Genomic DNA, 19355 nt, shown 5'->3' on the forward strand with positions numbered 1-19355 from the left:
TTCCTCCAGGTCGGGCAACCTCGAGCTGATCGAATTCGTTGACGTGATCGAGATGGCAGCTTCCAAGTCGCAAGTCTGGCTGCCTGCCAAACGGCAAATCGCAATCGAGGCGTTTCAGAATAATCCCGCCAGGAAATCGAAAAGATCGAGCTTCGTCCGGTTTTGTGATTTGCGATTCATGCGTTGATCTATCAGCGGGTTGCGTCAACCGGGCTCGGCGGTACGGCGAACAGGAGTGTTTGCCTGGTTTCTCTCCCTTGCCAATGAAACGCACACGAGCACGAAAGAATATCCGTATTTCAGATAGTTCCACTGGAACAAGAATGCTCTGCGGCACGTTAATCTAGATCAAGTCACAGGCATTGGGCCTTGCCCAGGCAAGAGCGGCGAGCGGCCTTCACGGTCGGGCGCACTCAGAGGAGGCGCATATGGATATCACCACAATTCTAGTCATCGTTCTTATTGTTTTGCTGCTAGGCGGCGGCGGCTTCTACGGTCGTGGACGCTGGTACTAAGCGGTGAGGATCGTCGAGCCAATCGGAGCACGTGGTCCCTCATTCCCGATATAGTGCCGAGCAAAAAAATATCGGGAGGCGTGAGCCAGTGGGCACTCGGCACAATAGTATTTCGGAGGCTCGTTGGCTTCTTGCCGTACCCGTCTCGCTTATCATTACGGTCGTTTTGGCGGGCTTCGTCCTTGCCTGAATCGACCTGTCGGCGGCGCTCGTGTTTCGTGTACGGGCGCTATCGCACAGTATCGCACAGTGAAAAAGCGCGCCTGGGAGGATCACCATGCATCTGTCGAACGAGAGTATCATTGTCATATTGGTAGTCGGCCTAGTTGCCGGATGGTTGGCCGGGAAGATCGTGCGGGGGGCCGGCTTTGGTCTGATCGGGGACATAGCAATCGGGATCATCGGCGCGTTCATCGGTGACTGGCTGCTGCCTCGCTTAGGCATCCATCTTGGGAGCGGAACGATCGGCTTGATCGTCAACGCCACCGTCGGCGCGATTGTACTTCTCCTCATCATTCGGCTCGTTGCCGGAGGCGGTCGTTTTGGTGGCGGATCGAGTGGTCGATTTGGTCGTCGGTGGTGGTAGCCCGGTATTGCGTACCCATGATCCCGACGACGGGCGCGACCGCGTTTTCGCACAACCTCGGTCGCACAATGCCCCGCGCACCGTCGCATCGGTGCGCGCTTCGCGGCGTTCGCCTTCGCGGATGGCGGACCTTTGTGCCCTCGGTAACGGTGGCTGGCCTTTATTTGCTGAGCGAGGCCGGACCGCTGACGAACGGGCTGCCCCTGAGATAAAACCGCAAGGGGCGGTCCGCGTCCTTCGAAATGCCGATCCTGATGCTCTGGCCGATCTCGCCTCGTTCCCGGTCGTCGTGGGCGAGCCATAGGGGGCCTTGCCGGCAGAGATCGAGGCCGTCGAGCGAGCGGTCGATCCGCAGCGCCATGGCCAGCCGTCCTGGTCCTCGCGCCAGGTCGCGCAGGCGCTCATTGCCGCGATTGTGCTGCATGAGCCCGATGCCTTCGAGCGGCTCGAGCGCCCGGATCAGCACGCCGGTGCCGGTCCCCGCCGCTTCGCTGGAGACGTTCAGCATCCAGGAGACGCCATAGGCGCGATAGACATAGGCGTGGCCGCGCTCGAGAAACAGCGAACGGTTGCGCGGCGTCATGCCGCGAAAACCGTGGCCGGCGGCGTCGCCGACGACATAGGCCTCGGTCTCGACGATGCGGCCGCTGGCCCTGCCTTCGGGCAATTGCCGGACCACCAGCTTGCCGATGAGAAAGCGGGCAAGCGCGGCGGTATCATCCGGCAGCTCGGCGCGGGCGATCGGGGGATTCCTGTCGTTCACGGAATCCGCTCGACCCATTGCGCGCGCGACGGGCCCGGCTCGAAGGGATCGCCGAAATACTGGGTCTCGCGGGTCACCTTGCCGTCGACGAATTCCATGATGCTCACCGTGTAGGATGGGAGCCCGTCATAGGTCAGCACATATTCGGTGATCCAGAGGTCGCCGGCGCCGACGATGCGCCGCACGGTGAAGCGCTTGCGGTTCGGCTGCGCGGCGCGGGACTGCTGGATGTTGTGCCGCCCGCGGATACGCTCGCCCGATTGCGGATAGTCGAGCACCGCGTCCTCCCGATAGATCTCGTGCTCCGCCTCGAAGTCATCCCTGTCGGAGGCCGCCCAGTGGCGGTCGAGCGCCGCCCTGATCTCCCTCTCGTCCATGCCGAACCTCCTTCGCTCTGGATGTCCTACCATATGTCGTCCTTGCGCGGGCCTGCCAGAGGGCGGCGGGGCGGATGGTTCGTGGATCATCGATGAGAGCGGGGAAGGTGCTGGAGCAATGGCTGCTTTTGTGGAGAATGCAGCGCACACGGAGATGGAAGATGACCCTTACCAATCGAGACATTGTCGAGTTGACGGCGTGGCGGCGCAGGCTGCACCAGAATCCGGAAATCTCGAACGAGGAGGAGAAGACGGCGCGCGAGGTCGTCGATTTCCTCGCCGATACCGGGCCGGACAAGGTGCTGACCGGATTGGGCGGCCATGGCGTAGCGGCGGTCTATGACAGCGGCAAGGCGGGACCGACGGTGCTGTTTCGCTCTGAACTCGATGCGCTGCCGATCGAGGAACTTTCGGGCGCCCCGCATTCATCGCTGGTGCCCGGCAAGTCTCATATGTGCGGCCATGACGGGCATACCGCGATCCTGGCGTCGCTTGGCCGCCAGTTGGGGCGCGAGCGGCCGGCGCGCGGCCGGGTCGTGCTGATGTTCCAGCCGGCGGAGGAAACCGGCAATGGCGCGGCCGGCGTCGTCGCCGATCCCCGCTTCGGCGAGATCGCGCCGGATTTCGCCTTCTCGCTGCACAATCTGCCCGGCGTGCCCCTGGGCGAGGTCAGGCTCAAGCCGGGCGTGGTCAATTGTGCTTCGCGCGGCATGCGCATTACGCTGGAGGGCAAGACAGCGCATTCGTCGATGCCCGAAACCGGCACCTCGCCGATGCTGGCGATCAGCAAGCTGATGCCGGCATTGCCCGCGCTCGGGCGCGGCACCTTCGCCGACGACGAATTCGGCATGGTCACCGTCACCCATGCAGCGATGGGCGAGGCCGTGTTCGGCATTGCGCCGGGTCATGCAGAGGTGTGGGCAACGTTGCGCACCCGGCGCGACGAGCGGATGGCGAATCTGTGCGCGGCCGCCGAGGCGCTGGTCACCGGGATCGCCAGCCAGCATGGGCTTTCCGCCCGCTGGGACTATCACGAGATATTCGTCGCCAGCGTCAATGCGCCGGACGCGGTGGAGCATCTGCGGCGCGCGCTCGATGAAGAGGACGTGTCGCAGGGCGAGGAAGACCTGCCGATGCGCGCTTCGGAGGATTTCGGCATCTTCGGTCACAGTGCTTCGTCGGCTATGTTCTTTCTGGGCGCAGGCGAGCGGCACCCGGCCTTGCACAATCCCGACTATGATTTTCCCGACGACCTGATCCCGATCGGCTCAAGGATCTTCATGCGCACGGCGCGCAATCTTCTGGGCTGAGCGCATCCTGGTTCCTGGAGCAGTCCTTGGCCAAAGCGGACCTTTCCCGGACAGTGCCGCCCGTCAATGATGCCGAGCCTTTGCCGTTGCCGTGGATAGTGCTGCGCACCCTCATAGCGTCAGGACGCCACTTCGTCCTGGCGCTGCTGGATCAGCGTCCGCGCCGCATCTTTCGCCGCCGCGAGGACGCGATCCGATAATTCCGTCCCTTCGACGGTGCGGGCTATTTGAAGCGCGCCGATGAGCGTCGCAAAGACACTCAGCGCCACACCTTCCGGATCCTTGGCCTGTGGAAGCGCTTCAGCCAACTGGCGCACCAAGGACAGCAAGCGGTCGGTATAGACTTCGCGCGTGTCGGGTGGTTGACGCGCGAGTTCCGGCAGAAGCGCGGCGGACGCGCAGCCCTTTCCCGGATTGTCCCGGTGCTCGGCTGACAAATAAGCCTCTATGGCCATTTCCGGGCCGCCGGCGGCCAATGCCTCCCGCAGTTGATGCGACTGAGCATCCAGAGCTGCCGCCACGCTTTCACGGACAAGTTCCGCCTTGGATTGAAAGTGCGGATAGAAGGCCCCATTCGTCAGCCCGGCGTCGCTCATGATCGTTGCCAGTCCGGACGCAGCTATGCCATCGCCCCGAAAACGGTCTGCGGCGACTTCCATGATCCGGCCGCGTGATGCGTCCCTTCTGCCCTTTTCGTAGCGCATGGCTGCTATTCCTTTCTGTTATTGCATTATGGATGTAATGTGATATTATGATCATAATTCAATTAGCGAGAAGAAGCTAGCCCTCATGGCTTTGGAGCATGAAATGAATATGAATTCCGCAAAAACCGCTGTTGTGACCGGAGCCTCCTCGGGCATCGGCCGCGCCAGCGCCGAGGCCCTGGCGCGGGCCGGGTTCACTGTCTTCGGGACAAGTCGGCGCACGGTCGGCAACGGTCCGGACGGCGTGACCATGCTGGTTTGCGACGTGACGGACGGTGAAGCCGTCGCCGCACTTGTTTCCACTGTGCTCTCGCGGACCGGCCGGATCGACGTGCTGGTCAACAATGCCGGCGTCGGCCTGCTCGGGGGCGCCGAAGAATCCTCGGTCGCACAGGTGCAGGCGCTGTTCGACGTCAATCTGTTCGGCGTCATCCGCATGACCAATGCGGTGTTGCCTTCGATGCGGCGGCGCGGCGAAGGGCGCATCATCAACATCGGCTCGATTCTGGGATTAGTACCGGCGCCATACTCAGCTCACTACTCGGCAGTCAAGCACGCGCTCGAGGGCTATTCGGAATCGCTCGACCACGAGGTGCGTGCGTTCAATGTCCGCGTCTCGGTCATCGAGCCGGCATACGTGCGTACCGTCTTCGACCAGAACGGGATTGAGCCGGATTCGGTGTTGAAGGAATATGATCGGGCTCGAGCCGGGGTCGAAACGCTGCTTCGCGATGTGATGCCGACAGCCGATCGGCCGGAAGTGGTCGCGGATGTGGTCGTCAAGGCAGCGACCGATGCCCGTCCGCGACGGCGCTATACCGCCGGCAAGGCAGCGCGGCAGGTCAGCATGCTGCGCCGGTTTGCCCCGGCGGAGATCTTCGACAGGAGCCTGCGCAAGCAGTTCCGCCTGCCGGCCTGAACGGAGGATTTCACGCACATGAGACTGGCAACCACAGCGCAATTGGTAAGGCCCCACGGGGGGAAGTGCCAAGCATGACATATACGTTCAATCAGTCGATCAAGGCCTATGGGCTGCAAAAGCCGCAAGACCTGAGCACCATCGGCATTCCTACCCTGGTTGCGAATGGCGATCGGGACAGGATGGTGCCGAGCGCCAATACCCACGATCTCGCCAGGCGTATCCCGGGGGCACAACTGGTCATCTACCCGGATGCCGGGCACGGCGGAATCTTCCAGAATTACGCCGATTTCGTCCCGAAAGCTCTTTCTTTCCTCGAGGGCTAAGGCCTTTCCCACGGGGCGGCTTTGCCGCCGTAAACGCTCGGCCTGTTTCGTCCCTGAACACCAACAGACCCTTTCAGAAAGCCACTGCCATGAAGGCATTCGTCGTCGACAAATATAACAAAAAGGGCATTCTGCGGCTGGCCGAGATGCCGGAGCCGGAGCTCGGGGATAGCGATGTCCTGGTCGAGATACATGCCGCGGCGGTGAACCTGCTCGACTCCAAGATCAGAACCGGGGAGTTCAAGCTCATCCTGCCCTATCGCCTTCCGCTCATCCTGGGCCATGATCTGGCTGGAACGGTTGTCCGCGTGGGATCAAAGGTCCGCAAATTCAAACCCGGCGACGATGTCTATGCGCGGCCGCGCGATGGCCGGGTCGGGACATTCGCCGAGTTCATCGCCATGGATGAGGCCGACTTGGCCTTGAAGCCTGAGAATCTCAGCATGGAAGAGGCGGCCTCGATCCCTCTTGTCGGTCTGACCGCCTGGCAGGCGCTCATTGAAAGGGCAAACCTGAAGAAAGGACAGAAGGTCTTCATTCAGGCTGGCTCCGGCGGCGTGGGGACATTCGCCATCCAACTGGCAAAGCACCTCGGCGCCACCGTTGCGACAACGACGAGCGCGGCGAGTGCCGATCTGGTCAAGGGTCTCGGCGCCGATGTCGTCGTCGACTACAGGAAGGACGACTTCGAGAAAGTCCTGTCGGGCTACGATGTCGTCTTGAACAGCCAGGACGCCAAAACGCTTGAAAAATCCCTGAATGTACTGAAACCGGGCGGGAAGCTGATCTCCATCTCCGGTCCGCCGGATCCCGAATTTGCCAGGGAAAAAGGACTGAACCTGGTCCTGAGGCTGATCCTGCGCTTTCTGAGCCGCGCAATCCGGGCCAAGGCCAAGCGCCGTGGCGTGAAGTTTTCTTTCCTTTTCATGCGCGCGCAGGGTGATCAGCTAAGCAAGATCACGTCCTTCATCGAATCCGGAGCGATCCGCCCGGTTGTCGATCGGGTATTTCCGTTCGAAGCGACCAATGAGGCTCTGGCTTACGTCGAGACAGGACGTGCCAAGGGCAAGGTCGTCATCAAGGTCAGATAGAACTCCCTGTCTTTGAACTTGATGTCCGCTCCCCGCGCTTTGCTGATGTTGGGCAGTCTTGGCTTCTGACCCCAGAGTGGACCACGCGCGCCATCACAGCGCCAAGCTGCCTTGCTCCACCTCATCGCCGCTACCCGCTTGTGAGGAGGAGATTTCCCTGTACTCTCCGCAATGCTTGGGCAGGAGGCTTGGGCAGGGGGCTTCGGAATGAGAATTGCAATCTGCGTCGCATTGGCCGCGACAATGGCTGGATGCGCGGCCTCTCCGGTCGACTATGGCGCGTCGCTTTCGCAGCAAGACCAGAAATGGGCGTCGCCGCAATGCCAGAAGGCCCGCATGGCGGCAGCGGACTATGAGGCTCGCGAAAAACAGCACCCGGGGTGGGCGTTCGTCGCGCTCGGCCCATACGGGCTGGGCATCATCGCGGCGGCCAAGGAGCAGGAGCAGAAGCAGCGAAAGCTGTTCGCCCGCGAGGTGCACCTGCAATGCTCGAGCCAGCCATTGCCCAAGGCGTTGCAGGGCGATCCGAGCCCCGTGGGCTAGACGAAGTATCCATAGGCATAGCGAACCGCGCTGCTGCGCAAGGCCCTTACAAGGCCAGGCTGCCTTGCTCGACCTCTTCAGCGCCGGGGTCGCCCGGCGCTGTCGCCCAGGCGAGTTCGACCAGCGTCACGGTGCGTCGGCCGGTGCCGTCATATTGGCACACGATCAGGCCCTGTTCCTCGATATAGGTCAAAAGGCGGCGCGCGCGGCGCAGCGAGTGCGAGCCATAGGCGCGGGCGATCGCGGCGTCGCTGGGGCAGGCCCAGCCTTCCTTGGCGGCGCGCGCGATCATCATGAACACGCCCTGCATGTCCTCGGGCAGCAGCGACGCCCGCACCGAGACATCCTGCCAGGCATCATCCTGCGCCATGTCGGAGCCGACGCCGGCACGGGCGCGGGTCAGCATGCGGCGGAAGCCGCCGAGGTCCGGCACCACCGTAGCCAGGCCCTCGATGCGGCAGCGCACGACGAACTCCTGGTAGAGCACGCCGATGACGCGGAACCCCGCGTCGGGCTGCGCCAGGATGGCTGACAGTATGCCGTCCATGCGCTCGCGCCGGTCGGCGAGGTCCTCGGCGCTTACAGTGGGCTCGGCCGGTTCGGGACGAAATTCCAGTGCCGCCGACTTCGCCGCCATCAGCTGGTCGAGCAAATCGGGCGAGGGCTGCCGGCGCTGCGGTCGCACGGTTTCGGGCGGCGGTGCGGCGAGGATGATCGCGCGCGCATCCTCCAACGCTGATTCCGGCAGCGGCATCAGGCGCGGCGTGCCGTTGCGCGGGCTGGTGTCCGTCGCGCCGATGCGCAGGCCCAGCGGACGGCGCGACAAGGCAGGGCCGAGCGCCATGAAGTGCCCGCGCTCCAGGTCGCGGAACGCCTCGGCCTGCCGCCGCTCCATGCCCAGCAGGTCGGCGGCGCGCGCCATGTCGATGTCGAGGAAGGTGCGGCCCATGAGGAAGTTGGAGGCTTCCGCCGCGACATTCTTGGCGAGCTTGGCCAGGCGCTGCGTGGCGATGATGCCGGCCAGCCCGCGCTTTCGGCCACGGCACATCAGATTGGTCATGGCGCCGAGCGAAAGCTTTCGCGCCTCGTCGGACACCTCGCCGGCCACCGCCGGCGCGAACAGCTGCGCCTCATCCACCACCACCAGCATCGGGTACCAGTGGTCGCGGGCGACCTCGAACAGTCCGCCCAGAAAGGCGGCAGCGCGCCGCATCTGGTTTTCGGCGTCGAGCCCTTCGAGGTTGAGCACGGTGGAGACGCGGTGCATGCGCGCCCGCTCGCCGGCCGCCTGCAGGCCGCGCTCGGTATGCTCCTCGGCGTCGATGACCAGATGGCCGTAACGCTCGCCCAGCGAAACGAAATCGCCCTCGGGGTCGATGATGGTCTGCTGCACCCAGGGCGCGCTCTGCTCCAGCAGCCGCCGCAACAGATGCGACTTGCCCGAGCCCGAATTGCCCTGCACCAGAAGGCGGGTGGCCAGCAGTTCCTCGAGATCGAGCGTAGCGGGCGCGCCCGCCGTCGTCTGTCCCATCTCGATCGCAACGGTCATGTCTCGACTCTCCTTGAGCGGAGGGCTTATCAACCCGGGTGCGACCAGTCGAGCGGGGATGCGGGGAGGCGGGGCGTTGCGCACAGCGGGTTGCAATCGAAGGTCATGTCTCTTGACTTTTGTTGCTACTTAAGCGCGAATTTTGCCCATTGCGGGAGGGGGAATGATGCGCGTCGGGAAGCCGGTTGTTGTTTTGCGGCAAGCCGCTTTCTGCTTGCTTGTGTTTGCGTGGCCGGCCTCGGCGGCGGAGTGGTGGCAAGGGTCCTTCGTGCAGGAAGGGAGTTTCCCATCGTGCAAAGGCAACGACACGCAGGTCAGCTACTCTGCCGGGCAAGCAAATTTCCGGACGCCGATTGCGCGGTCCGGACGTCCACGCCTTTGCAGGGCGTGGACGCGGTGATGTTGGACATGAGCTGCACCGGACCGGCGCAAGCCGGCGCGTTCCAGCGCCGCCAGCTTCTCGTCAAGATGGACGACAACAAGGTCGGCAGCTTTCCGCACTTCCAGACGCTGCAGCGCTGTGGCGCCAACGGCGAAACCATGGCGCAACCCAAGCCGGACTGCGAACCCGACGCGCGGCTCTACCGATCGGAACTCTCTGCTGACAACAGCGCGGACTCCTATCAGGAGATGCAATTCACCGGCGAGGTTGAGGGCACTGTCGAGCTGACGGAATATTGAAAGGGCAAGGCAGTGTGGACCGCCCACGGAACCCACGCCTGTTCCAACGGCGCGGTCATCTGTTCGATATCGTTCCCGTTGACGATGGGGACCACGGTGGACCTCGCCTATGACGCCGTGGTCGACGCCAACTATAGGAACGACTGGATCGTCGTGCCCACCCTGCGCCAGTCCGTCTATATGGAAGAGATGAGAACATCCGCGAGCGACGAGGAAGTTCAGCGCCCGACCTATACCGGCCTGGTCGTGGATTTCCTTAATGGGTTTGTTCCGAAGGATGGCGAGGGGATAGAGCCTTATAATGTTTATCGCTATGCGGGCTGCAAGGGGTAGGGTAGGGATTGGGAGGGCTAGCAAAACGAAGTCGTCCTCGGGGCCGACGATGGGCTGCTGCCCGGAATGTCAGCTGGCCGGGATTATCGGTGTAGCCGGATCATGCGGTCCGGGAACATGGCCGGCAGGGACGACTTCCGCGGCTCCGAGAACGTGCTTCTCTTGGTCGTCAAAGAAAATGTGAGCGCCAAGCGCCTTTAGAATCGGAGCCTTTTCCCGGCTTCCGACGAAGTGTGCTTCATCGGCAGGTGTCCCCCAAGCCCTCAGCGTACGGATGACGCGCTCATGCGCAGGGGCGTTTCGAGCGGTCACAAGTGCAATACGGACCTTACTGACGTTACCCTCATTTAGGAAAACTCGGCGCAATGCAGACAGCTTATGAAGAAAGTTGCCAAACGGGCCGCGTGCCATTGGATTGCTAGCGTTTGTGGTCTCATGAGCGAGAAAGGCGTCCAGGCCCTCTTCTTTGTAAATCGCGTCGGACTCGGGGCCAAACACGACAGCGTCGCCGTCGAATGCAACCCGGACCTCACCTTGGGGCGTTTCTGCACGATCCTTGGGTGCCAAGCCGAGCCGTGCAGCGGCCGCCCCACCAACCACCGCTCCTTTTACGTCCGCATCCGCGTTTGAGAGAAACAGGTCGATGCCCCATGCTGGTACAAAGGGCGCAAGCGACCGCCCGCTAGTAAAGCTGCCCGTCTTAACAACAAGTCCGTGGTGATCGATCGATTTGAAGGCCCGGAGGGAGAGGTCGGGTGAGTTCTGAGACAAGAGAATCACCTCAACATATGGAGCCGCACCGGGATCGTTCAGCGCGAGTAGCCGCTCGACCACCTCAAAGCCGGCACCCTTGCCGAGGATGACCTCCTCCCGCTGGAGTTGCATGGCGGCATATGCCTTGACGCCGGACTGCTCGAATACGCGGTGCTCTTCCTCCAAATTAAAAAGTGCGCGCGTAGAGATTCCGATGCGGAGAGGACTGGCCCTTAGCTCAGCCTCAGGATCGGCATTCCTCTTGTCGTCCTCGCTCATGAACGGAGATTCGCGAATTTCATATACCTTTACTCCCATATTGGACGACAGGCAGCGGGAAGATGTACGGCCTGCTATGGGTGGCCACATTTTACCAGCCGCAACGCCACGATAAGAAGATGCGATCCTTGTGCGGCTGCACCTTACCTCTGAGCTCCGCGATGAACCTCAGGATAGATCGTGTAGCCCATTTCTCCGCTTGGGTGGTCTTTCGCCCAGGCCATCACCTCATTAGTTGGCACGACAAGTCCGGTTTGCCCGGTTGGTTCCCAGCAATTCTTGCCAGACTTCATGTAGAAATCGCCAGAGTTTCCGACATTGATACGGCCGCTGCTCGTTCTTCTGAGGCCGAAAGTTGCAACCTCATAGGTGAGGATGCCACCGTGTGTACGGCGAACAACGGCGACCGACCCCTCGGGCGTGCTGCGGTAATATTTCTCGATTTCTTTCTCGGTCTGATGGGCACATGGTGAAAGCTTGGTGCTGAAGGACAATGCTAATCCTCGAATTTTCTATTCGCCTTGTTCGTTAATCGAATCAACTGAGCCAAAGGATGGTTCTGATCCTGCTCGTAGGATTGACGATTTCAGTTGTGCAATCCTTTCGCCGATCTCTTCAGCTGTGACCTCGATTTGTAGTTTTTCCTGAACGAATTGCAGCCGACTTTCAGCGTCGCGGATCAGCTCTGCCCAAGATTTAACCCAAACCTTATGATTCGGCTTGTCTAGATACAGGCCTACCGGTCTATCCTTCTGGGTAATCCGCTCCTTAACCACCGGATCGTATTCACCGCTGACCAAGTAGAAGTTCCAAAATGTAGAAGTGCCTATGAAATCTGGTTGCGCGAGGATTGCGTTGACATAATCTTCGAGCTGGTCCAGTTCTTTCCTTCCAACGACCAGCAATGGCCGCTTAAGCTCTACAAGCATGAATTCTCTGTGCTGGCGGTCGGGGTGGGGAACGACCCGCCCCATAAATGAGTCTATGCGCCCCACCTTACCGTCAGGTTTTCGTGCCTTTGCGCTTTTTGCCCGCAGTAGAGATAGCTCTTGAGATACACGATGCATGATTTTGGTCAAACCGACTTCAGCCATCGTGAAGTGAAAGCTCTCTCCGAAGATCCACGTGTTGTCTCGGATAAGGACGTCCAGTTCTCCACGCTCTTTGATTGTGTGTCGATGTTTTGGCTCAAATACCATCTCACTGAGAACCTTCAATGCGACGACACGGTCAGCTATGAGGCTAGATGCTGAGATAATGTGCCCAAGCTCGGTTTTCTGAAGCAGGCTGGAAAATTCGTCTTGCCGTACTTTTGGCAAATTGAAGACAGCTCGTAGTATTCGTGAAACTGATTCTGGATTGTGACTGATCGCTTCTCGAAGCAGACCAAGGGTAATCTTCTTCAACGAATTGTCGGCTTTTTTGAAGTCGCGTGAGTAGGAAGACACTGCGTGGGTGGCGATATCAAAAACCTGCCGCTCACGCCTCTCGACTTCATCGCGAGGGTCTCCCTCGTAAGGGTAAACGCCAGCATCGATCAGCTCCTGGATCAGTTCACCCGACTTTTCTGCCTGACGAGTTCTAAAATAGTCACCCACCGTATCCCGAATGTATTCCAATACTCTGGCGAAATCGGGATCCGTAAGTCCATCAACTTCCAAGAGGTTAGCGTCGGCAATTCCTTGAAAGAACGGTGAGTACGCGTAAACTGAGAAATCGAATCCGGGCGCCGTGACATTGGCCGCCTGGGAGCCGAGAACAACACCCGTTTCGCTGCCAAAATAGATTTTGCGGCTCCCAGCTCTCGATTTCCATTCGATGACTCTGAGGGCTAAGTCTTTGACGGACCTCCCAGGGCAAACGATAGTCGTTCGCTCAAATTCGTGAGCCCTCTCAATAGTCGCGTTGGGATCTACAAGATGGCGATCGTAAACGATGCTGACACTAGGATACTGCAGGATATAGGGCGCAAAAATCGCCCCAAATTCTGACCTTGCCTCTTCGCTGGTGAGCCAGTCGAAGGTATCTTTGAGGGGAGCGAGTTCGAGAACCGTGCCTCTTGCCGCGCCGTTTTTTGGTTTTGTTGACTCCGAGACAGAGCTTTTGTGGAGGTTGTCTGCATCAATGGCAATGGACAGAGAGAGAAGACCTCCTTCTTCTTCGTAGACGGAAGTCCAGTTTGCTTTTCGAGCCAACGAGTAGAATTTCAGTCGACCTTGACCTTCTTTCCCATGAACAACGCGAGAATTAAGCGCCGTGCGGCTTTTTTGAAGTTTCCACGAGTCTCCAAGGCTTTCAAAATCATGTTCTGCCCGCGATTTGCTGATTCCAGTCCCATTGTCTCGGATCAGGATCGAATGAAGTCCGCCTAATGAGTTTCGAGAGAATTCTACGGAGACCGCATCTGCATCGGCGTCGAGCGCATTCCAAACAAATTCTGCCAATGCTTTGACATAGTCTCGCGTACTTGCGACTTTCGCAAGATGATCGTGTTTTGCTTTCAATGTTAGTTCAGCCATATTGCCCCTCCTACCTCAATCTAGCAGGTCATAGACGGGGACAGAAGTGGTATAAATTAGCTCACACATGCTCACTCTCGCCACTCGAAGAATGGGAAGGTTTGTACTTGAGTCTTCGCCTGATTTAGCGCGAGCCTACCGGCCCACGTCGCGCCACACCCTCCCACGCAAAATCCCCCACACCCCAATTGACACCCCCCCAACTCCGCTCTATCAAGTTGTACACCTAACCCTACAATACCAACACTCGGGAACAAACTTTGATGACACTCCAACGTGCCTCCGGCGCGGTGCGCGTCGATGTCGGGGCGCTCAGCCAGCGCAGCTACAGGATCGTGCGGCTGAAGCATGTCGGGCGCTGGGTTGGCGCGCTGGTAGTGGTCGCGGCACTTGCGCTCTTGGTGCAGGCTTTCGCGCATGGGCAGATCCACTGGGCGACGGTGGGCGAGTTCCTGACGGCCGGCGTCATCGTGCGCGGCTTTGGCAACACGCTGCTCATCTCGTTCTTCGCCATGATCATCGGCGTGTCGCTGGGCACGCTGTTTGCCATCATGCGGCTGTCGGCCAATCCGGTCACCCGCTTCGTCGCCTGGCTCTATGTCTGGGTGTTCCGGGGCACGCCGGTGATGCTGCAGCTGTTGATCTGGTTCAACATCGCGCTGGTGTTTCCGCGGCTGGTCATTCCCGGCCTCTACGAGGCGCGCATGGTCGATGTCGTCACGCCGTTCGTCGCCGCACTGCTGGGGCTCGGCATCAATGAGGGCGCCTACATGACCGAGGTGGTGCGCGGCGGCATCTCGTCGGTCGACCACGGCCAGACGGAAGCCGCCAAGACGCTGGGCATGTCGCGCTTCCAGACGCTGCGGCGCATCATCTTGCCGCAGGCCATGCGGCTGATCATCCCGGTGATGGGCAATTCGGCCATCGGCATGCTGAAATTCTCCTCGCTCGCCGCCGCCATCTCGATGGGCGAGATGCTGAACGCCGCGCAGCAGATCTATTTCATCAACGGCGCGGTCATCGAGCTGCTGTTCGTCTGCGGCATCTGGTACCTCGCCGGCACCACCGTGCTCAGCATCGTCCAGTACTATATCGAGCAGCATTTTGGGCGCGGCGTGGCCGGCGCGCCGGCGAAATTCTCCTTCCGAATGCCGTTCAGGAACAACACGCCCCTGTCGGGCGGCGTCGAGGAGTCCAAGGCATGACCACCATCGTCAAGGCCATCAACATCCACAAGAAGTACGGCGCGCACCAGGTGCTGCGCGGCGTCGACTTCGAGGTCGCCAATGGCGAGGTGCTGTGCATCCTCGGCCCTTCCGGCGGCGGCAAGAGCACGCTTCTGCGCTGCATCAACCATCTGGAAGACCTCGACGACGGCGTCGTCTGGGTCGATGGCGAGATCATCGGCTACGAGCTCAAGGGCAACACACTGCACGAACTGCCGCCGCGCCGGCTGCGCTTGCAGCAGCGCGAGATCGGCATGGTGTTCCAGCACTTCAACCTGTTTCCGCACATGACGGCGCTGGAAAACGTCATCGAAGGGCCGGTCACCGTGCGCAAGGAGCCGAAGGCGCAGGCCGAGGCGCGGGGGCGGGAGCTTTTGGCCTCCGTCGGGCTCGCCGACCATTGCGGCGCCTATCCGGCGCAGCTTTCGGGCGGCCAGAAGCAGCGCGTGGCGATCGCGCGGTCGCTGGCCATGAAGCCCAAGATCATGCTGTTCGACGAGCCGACCTCGGCGCTCGACCCCGAGCTGGTCGGCGAGGTGCTGGATGTGATGCGCCAGCTTGCCGCCACCGGCACGACGATGATCGTCGTCACCCACGAGATAGCCTTTGCCCGCGATGTCGCCGACCGCGTCGCGATCATGGTCGACGGCGAAATCCGCGAAATGGGCCCGCCGGCCGAAGTGCTGGCGAACCCCAAGGACGCAAGGGTGCGCAGCTTCCTCAGCCGCGTGCTCGCCTGACTTTTCTAGCAACATCTTCAACACAGCAAGGAGCCTGAAATGACGACTTCCACCGCCGCGACCATCTCGCGGATCCTCGCCGGCGCCATGGTTTCGCTCAGCGTACTGGCATCGGCCGCCCACGCCGGCACCGACGACAAGCTGCGCGCCATGCTGCCGGCCAAGGTGCGCGACAGCGGCGCCTTGAACATCGCCATCAGCCTTGCCTATCCGCCGATGGAATATTCCAACGCCGGCTCCACCGACCTCAAGGGCGCCGACATCGACATGGCCAAGGAAGTCGCCGACCGTCTCGGGCTGAAGGTGAATTTCCAGAATGTCGAGTTTCCGCAGCTGATCACCTCGGTGACCACCGGCCGCGCCGACATGATCTGGACCGCGTTCTCCGATCTCACCGCGCGCCAGACGCAGCTCGATTTCATCGACTATTTCCAGACCGGCAACCAGCTCTATTCGATGGTGAAGAACCAGGACACCATCAAGTCGGTGAAGGATCTGTGCGGCAAGTCCGTCGCGGTGGCCACCGGCACCAGCTGGGTGGGCACGGTCGAGCAACTGGGCAAGGCAACCTGCACCGAAGGCGCGCCGCTAACGGTGCTGCAACTGCCGACCGAGGCCGAGCACATCCTGCAGATGAAGCAGGACCGCGCGCAGGCCTCCATCATGGGCTTCGAGGGCGTCCTCGAACTGCAGCAGCAGAAGCCGGGCGAGTTCTACACGATCGGCGACCTGCTCGAGCCCGGCCATTACGGCATTGCTTTTGCCAAGGATTCTGGTGATTTGCGTGGGGCGGTCAAGGCAACGTTGGAGGCCATGAAGGCAGACGGCAGCTATGTCGCGATCCTCGACCGCTATGGCTTGAAAAACGCCGCCGTGCCGGAATTCACCGTCAACGCCGGCAGGTAAGGGGCGCCTGATGGCTGACACGATCGTTCTTGATCCGCACGCACCGGTTCCGCTGTACACGCAGCTTTACCGCATCCTGCGGCTGCGGATCCTCGAAGGGCAGTACGCGGAAGGGGATGCCATCCCCTCCGAGAACGTGCTGCGCGACGAGCACGGCATCACCAGAAGCACGGTCCGCAAGGCCATCGCGCTGCTGGTGAATGAAGGGCTGGTGCGCCAGTTTCGCGGCAAGGGAACGATCGTCAGCTATGCGCCGATCAACAACAGCGTCTGGAACTTTGGCGGCTTCACCGACTATTCGCGGGCGCGTGGCCAACGCCCCGTCACCTCGCTGCTGGAGCAGGCAACGGAAGACGGGGCGAACGGGCGGGTGTTGAAGCTGGTGCGCGCGCGCGGCATCGCGGTGGAGGATGTCACACTGTTCCTCAACCTCGACACGTCCTGGCTGTCGCTGAAGCGCTATCCCGGTCTCGATGGTTTCGACTTCGAGAAGATGTCGCTCTACCAGGTGCTGCGCGACCACTATGGCGTCTCGCCGGCGCGCTCGGAACTGACGCTTTCGGTGGTGGCGCCCTCGGCGCTCATCGCACGAGTCTTCGGCGACGGGCACAATGTGCCGGGATTCCTGTGCGCCACCGGCGACGTGTTCTCCAGCAGCGACGAACTGGTTGAAAGAACCTCCGTCATCTACTCGCCGACGCTGGAAATGCGCGTCGGGACCTCGTGGAGTGCCGGCAACTCGGGGAGTGCCGGCAACGGCCAGCCGCCGGGCGCCTGACAATTTTGGGCGCGCCGCTGCCAGACAGAGTCAGGTGGCGCGCCCAAACCCTTGTTTTCGTATGCATCATCATGCCCGGCTGGTCAGGATTTGGGGGGAGGCCGTCCGTAGGGCATCGACAGAAATTCATCTTACCTAGATTGGAAATTCCCTTGGACTCCCGCTTCGAACAGACCTTCGCCACGCCAAAACCCATTCTCGGCATGCTGCACCTGACCGGCGAAACGCCGGCCGAGCGGCTCGACATCGCGCGGCGCGAAACCGAGATCCTGCTGGCCAACGGCGTCGACGGTGTCATTGTCGAGAACTATTTTGGCGACAAGGACGATGTCCGCCATGTGCTGGAATGGCTGGAAGAGAGAAAGCCCGACGCGCTGGTCGGCCTCAACGTGCTGCGCGACCATCATTTGGCGTTCGAGCTCGCCCGCCAGTTCCGCGTCGACTTCATCCAGATGGATTCGGTTGCCGGCCATCTGCGCCCCGAGGAGGACGCGGATTTCGCCGCCGAACTGGCGGCGCTTCGGGAAGGCGTGACGTCCCTGCTGCTGGGCGGCGTGCGCTTCAAGTACCAGCCGGTCAATTCCGGCCGCAGCGAAGCGGAAGATCTGCGACTGGGCATGCAGCGTTGCGATGCCTTCGTCGTCACCAGCGACGCCACCGGCCAGGAGACCGATCTCGACAAGGTCCGGCGGTTTCGCACACTGACCGGCGGCGGCTTCCCGCTGCTGATCGGCGCGGGGTTGACCGCCGCCAATGCGCCCGAACAGCTGGCGCTCGCCGATGGCGCCATTGTCGGCAGCTTCTTCAAGGACAGCTATGTCGACACCGGCATTGTCGACGAGGCGCATGTGCGCGAGTTGATGGGCGTCGTCGCTGGTATCCGACACCAGCCGGTGGCGGCGAGAGCGGGAGCCGCGGAATGACCATCAGCATCAGCGCTGTTCCGGTTCGCGAAGCGGATTTCTCCGCCTACGGAACCGTCCATTCGATGGCGACGCCCGGCGCGCCGGAAAGCGAGGCAAGGCTGGTGCGCTCGTCGGGCCTCGGCTGGACGGATGTCTATACGGCGGCACCCCTGCTCGGCACCAATGGCAGCCTCGGCTTCACGCTGGGCGAGGGCGGGCCGTTCGACACGGTTAAAATGGAGCGCCATCCAGAGACCCAGGAAGCGCTGTTCTGCGCGGCAAAGCCGATCGTGCTGGCGGTGGCAGCGCCGACGGATGCGGCGCGGCCGAAGGCCGGGGATATCCGCGCCTTCATCATCGAGCCAGGCACGGTCGTGGTCATGCACAAGGGCACCTGGCACGATGCCTGCCGGGGCATTGACGAGCCGACGCATTACTACTGGATGGCAACCTGCGGCTTCGGCTCGGTCTGGGTCGATGTCGAGGGCGGGCCGGTGCATGTGACGGCGGCGGGATACTCGCATGGCTGAGGCGCACACCGCCTTCTTCATCGGCGACGTCGCGCTCGATGACTATTTCACCGCCGAGCGCTGGCCCGGCATCGCCGACAAGGCCTATGTGCGGGAGGTGAAAAGCTATGTCGGTGGCATGATCGCCAATGCGGCGAGCGTGCATGCCGGGCTTGGCGGGCGCACGGAATTCATCTCGCTGCTCAACGACAGCCCGTTGTCGGCGCGACTGTGCGCGGCGATGGAAGAGCTCGGCGTGTCGACGCGCCACATGCTGCGCGATCCCTCGCTGGCGGATTCGCGCAACCTCATCTTCCTCACCGGCGGCGAGCACGTCGTTCTCATCATCGAGATGGGCGACCAGCCGATGCATCTGACTGACGAGGCGCTGGCCGCGCTGCGCACGCCCGGCCATCTCTATATGAGCCTTGGCCGCACGAAGCGGCTGCGGGCCGAGGGGTTGCAGGGCAGGGAACTGCTGGCGGATTTGCGCCGCCATGGCCGCAGACTGATCCTCGATCTCGACGTCGACGGTTTTGCCGACGGCGATCTCGATTATCTGCATGGCGCGGAGGTGCTGATCATGAACCAGATCGGCTTCGGCCACGCCTTCGGCGACATCGACCTTGCCGGCATCAATGCGTGGATGCGGCAGAACGAGGTCGGCACGGTGATCCGCACGCTGGCCGCCGCCGGCGCGGAAGCGTTCGACGGGGAAGGCCGCATCGCGGTCCGGGGATACACGGTTCCCGTCGTCGACGTGACCGGCGCCGGCGACACGTTTGGCGGCGCGCTGACCTATGCGCTGGGTGAAAATCTCGGCCTGTCCGAGGCGCTGGAACTGGCCATCGCGGCGGCGTCTCGCGCGGTCACCATCGAAGGGCCGCAGGGCGGCGTCGCTTCGCTGGAAACGATCGAAAAGTTCCGCACGGAATTTGCCGGGCGCAGAAGCTAGGAATTGGCGTGGGGCGTGGTGGCTGGCATCGATGGTGCCTGCCACCGCGCCGGCTATCGTTATATCCACGAAAATATAACTTGACTCC

The 19355-nt window shown here is 61.6% G+C and carries 21 protein-coding genes and 1 pseudogene; 15 read left to right on the forward strand and 7 right to left on the reverse strand.

Features of this window, described 5'->3' with window-relative positions; genetic code table 11:
• The first annotated feature begins 792 nt into the window (after nt 1-792).
• Nucleotides 793-1101 (forward strand): GlsB/YeaQ/YmgE family stress response membrane protein, encoded by a 309-nt coding sequence (locus ABVQ20_RS01900; RefSeq protein WP_354457808.1) that lies wholly within the window; start codon nt 793-795, stop codon nt 1099-1101.
• Nucleotides 1102-1261: 160 nt separating this feature from the next.
• Here the strand turns inward: ABVQ20_RS01900 and ABVQ20_RS01905 are convergent, their stop codons facing one another.
• Together ABVQ20_RS01905 and ABVQ20_RS01910 are read right to left on the reverse strand one after the other, a co-directional pair.
• Entirely contained in the window at nt 1262-1882 is a 621-nt protein-coding gene (locus ABVQ20_RS01905; RefSeq protein WP_354457809.1) for a DNA-3-methyladenine glycosylase, read from the reverse strand.
• Nucleotides 1861-2241, reverse strand: coding sequence for a nuclear transport factor 2 family protein (locus tag ABVQ20_RS01910; RefSeq protein WP_354457810.1), 381 nt, complete (start codon nt 2239-2241; stop codon nt 1861-1863). The genes ABVQ20_RS01905 and ABVQ20_RS01910 overlap by 22 nt, the downstream gene beginning before the upstream one ends.
• A gap of 161 nt (nt 2242-2402) precedes the next feature.
• Here ABVQ20_RS01910 and ABVQ20_RS01915 point away from each other — a divergent pair, with 161 nt between their 5' ends.
• A complete protein-coding gene (locus tag ABVQ20_RS01915; protein WP_354457811.1) occupies nt 2403-3551 on the forward strand; it encodes an amidohydrolase in 1149 nt (382 codons plus the stop codon).
• 119 nt (nt 3552-3670) lie between these two features.
• Here ABVQ20_RS01915 and ABVQ20_RS01920 read toward each other — a convergent pair whose 3' ends face one another.
• Nucleotides 3671-4255, reverse strand: a complete 585-nt coding sequence (locus tag ABVQ20_RS01920) for a TetR/AcrR family transcriptional regulator (protein ID WP_354457812.1) — start codon at nt 4253-4255, stop codon at nt 3671-3673.
• A gap of 103 nt (nt 4256-4358) precedes the next feature.
• Between ABVQ20_RS01920 and ABVQ20_RS01925 the strand changes: the two genes are divergently transcribed.
• The 4 genes and pseudogenes from ABVQ20_RS01925 (at nt 4359) to ABVQ20_RS01940 (ending at nt 7134) form a co-directional block, all read left to right on the forward strand.
• Complete coding sequence (locus tag ABVQ20_RS01925; RefSeq protein ID WP_354457813.1) at nt 4359-5174, forward strand: oxidoreductase; 816 nt, start codon at nt 4359-4361, stop codon at nt 5172-5174.
• Nucleotides 5175-5269: 95 nt separating this feature from the next.
• Nucleotides 5270-5500, forward strand: a pseudogene (locus ABVQ20_RS01930) (alpha/beta fold hydrolase); the annotation flags it as partial.
• An 89-nt stretch (nt 5501-5589) separates the two neighbouring features.
• Nucleotides 5590-6591, forward strand: a complete 1002-nt coding sequence (locus tag ABVQ20_RS01935) for an NADP-dependent oxidoreductase (RefSeq protein WP_354457814.1) — start codon at nt 5590-5592, stop codon at nt 6589-6591.
• Nucleotides 6592-6798: 207 nt separating this feature from the next.
• Entirely contained in the window at nt 6799-7134 is a 336-nt protein-coding gene (locus ABVQ20_RS01940; RefSeq protein WP_354457815.1) for a hypothetical protein, read from the forward strand.
• A 46-nt stretch (nt 7135-7180) separates the two neighbouring features.
• Here ABVQ20_RS01940 and ABVQ20_RS01945 read toward each other — a convergent pair whose 3' ends face one another.
• Nucleotides 7181-8683, reverse strand: coding sequence for a helicase HerA domain-containing protein (locus ABVQ20_RS01945; protein WP_354457816.1), 1503 nt, complete (start codon nt 8681-8683; stop codon nt 7181-7183).
• Nucleotides 8684-9082: 399 nt separating this feature from the next.
• Between ABVQ20_RS01945 and ABVQ20_RS01950 the strand changes: the two genes are divergently transcribed.
• Together ABVQ20_RS01950 and ABVQ20_RS01955 are read left to right on the forward strand one after the other, a co-directional pair.
• Nucleotides 9083-9364, forward strand: a complete 282-nt coding sequence (locus ABVQ20_RS01950; protein WP_354457817.1) for a hypothetical protein — start codon at nt 9083-9085, stop codon at nt 9362-9364.
• Between the two features lie 96 nt (nt 9365-9460).
• Nucleotides 9461-9697 (forward strand): hypothetical protein, encoded by a 237-nt coding sequence (locus ABVQ20_RS01955; protein WP_354457818.1) that lies wholly within the window; start codon nt 9461-9463, stop codon nt 9695-9697.
• Nucleotides 9698-9766: 69 nt separating this feature from the next.
• Here the strand turns inward: ABVQ20_RS01955 and ABVQ20_RS01960 are convergent, their stop codons facing one another.
• The 3 genes from ABVQ20_RS01960 to ABVQ20_RS01970 all read right to left on the reverse strand — a co-directional run bounded on the left by ABVQ20_RS01960 (nt 9767) and on the right by ABVQ20_RS01970 (nt 13248).
• Nucleotides 9767-10729, reverse strand: coding sequence for a 5'-nucleotidase (locus ABVQ20_RS01960; protein ID WP_354457819.1), 963 nt, complete (start codon nt 10727-10729; stop codon nt 9767-9769).
• 143 nt (nt 10730-10872) lie between these two features.
• Nucleotides 10873-11223, reverse strand: coding sequence for a hypothetical protein (locus tag ABVQ20_RS01965; protein ID WP_354457820.1), 351 nt, complete (start codon nt 11221-11223; stop codon nt 10873-10875).
• A gap of 18 nt (nt 11224-11241) precedes the next feature.
• Nucleotides 11242-13248 carry an ATP-binding protein gene (locus tag ABVQ20_RS01970; protein ID WP_354457821.1) on the reverse strand — a complete coding sequence of 669 codons (2007 nt, stop codon included), beginning with the start codon at nt 13246-13248 and terminating at the stop codon, nt 11242-11244.
• A 263-nt stretch (nt 13249-13511) separates the two neighbouring features.
• Here ABVQ20_RS01970 and ABVQ20_RS01975 point away from each other — a divergent pair, with 263 nt between their 5' ends.
• The 7 genes from ABVQ20_RS01975 (at nt 13512) to ABVQ20_RS02005 (ending at nt 19267) form a co-directional block, all read left to right on the forward strand.
• Nucleotides 13512-14453 (forward strand): amino acid ABC transporter permease, encoded by a 942-nt coding sequence (locus tag ABVQ20_RS01975; RefSeq protein ID WP_354457822.1) that lies wholly within the window; start codon nt 13512-13514, stop codon nt 14451-14453.
• Entirely contained in the window at nt 14450-15214 is a 765-nt protein-coding gene (locus tag ABVQ20_RS01980; protein ID WP_354457823.1) for an amino acid ABC transporter ATP-binding protein, read from the forward strand. The genes ABVQ20_RS01975 and ABVQ20_RS01980 overlap by 4 nt, the downstream gene beginning before the upstream one ends.
• Before the next feature lie 39 nt (nt 15215-15253).
• A complete protein-coding gene (locus ABVQ20_RS01985) occupies nt 15254-16120 on the forward strand; it encodes an ABC transporter substrate-binding protein (protein ID WP_354457824.1) in 867 nt (288 codons plus the stop codon).
• A gap of 10 nt (nt 16121-16130) precedes the next feature.
• Entirely contained in the window at nt 16131-16898 is a 768-nt protein-coding gene (locus ABVQ20_RS01990) for a GntR family transcriptional regulator (protein WP_354457825.1), read from the forward strand.
• Between the two features lie 152 nt (nt 16899-17050).
• Nucleotides 17051-17821, forward strand: coding sequence for a BtpA/SgcQ family protein (locus ABVQ20_RS01995; RefSeq protein ID WP_354457826.1), 771 nt, complete (start codon nt 17051-17053; stop codon nt 17819-17821).
• A complete protein-coding gene (locus tag ABVQ20_RS02000) occupies nt 17818-18333 on the forward strand; it encodes an ureidoglycolate lyase (protein ID WP_354457827.1) in 516 nt (171 codons plus the stop codon). Before ABVQ20_RS01995 ends, ABVQ20_RS02000 begins: the two co-directional genes overlap by 4 nt.
• Nucleotides 18326-19267: a carbohydrate kinase family protein gene (locus ABVQ20_RS02005; RefSeq protein ID WP_354457828.1), complete on the forward strand. Its 942-nt coding sequence runs from the start codon at nt 18326-18328 to the stop codon at nt 19265-19267. Before ABVQ20_RS02000 ends, ABVQ20_RS02005 begins: the two co-directional genes overlap by 8 nt.
• Nucleotides 19268-19355: the final 88 nt, after the last annotated feature.

The organism is Mesorhizobium shangrilense, assembly GCF_040537815.1.
Classification (GTDB): Bacteria; Pseudomonadota; Alphaproteobacteria; order Rhizobiales; family Rhizobiaceae; genus Mesorhizobium; species Mesorhizobium shangrilense.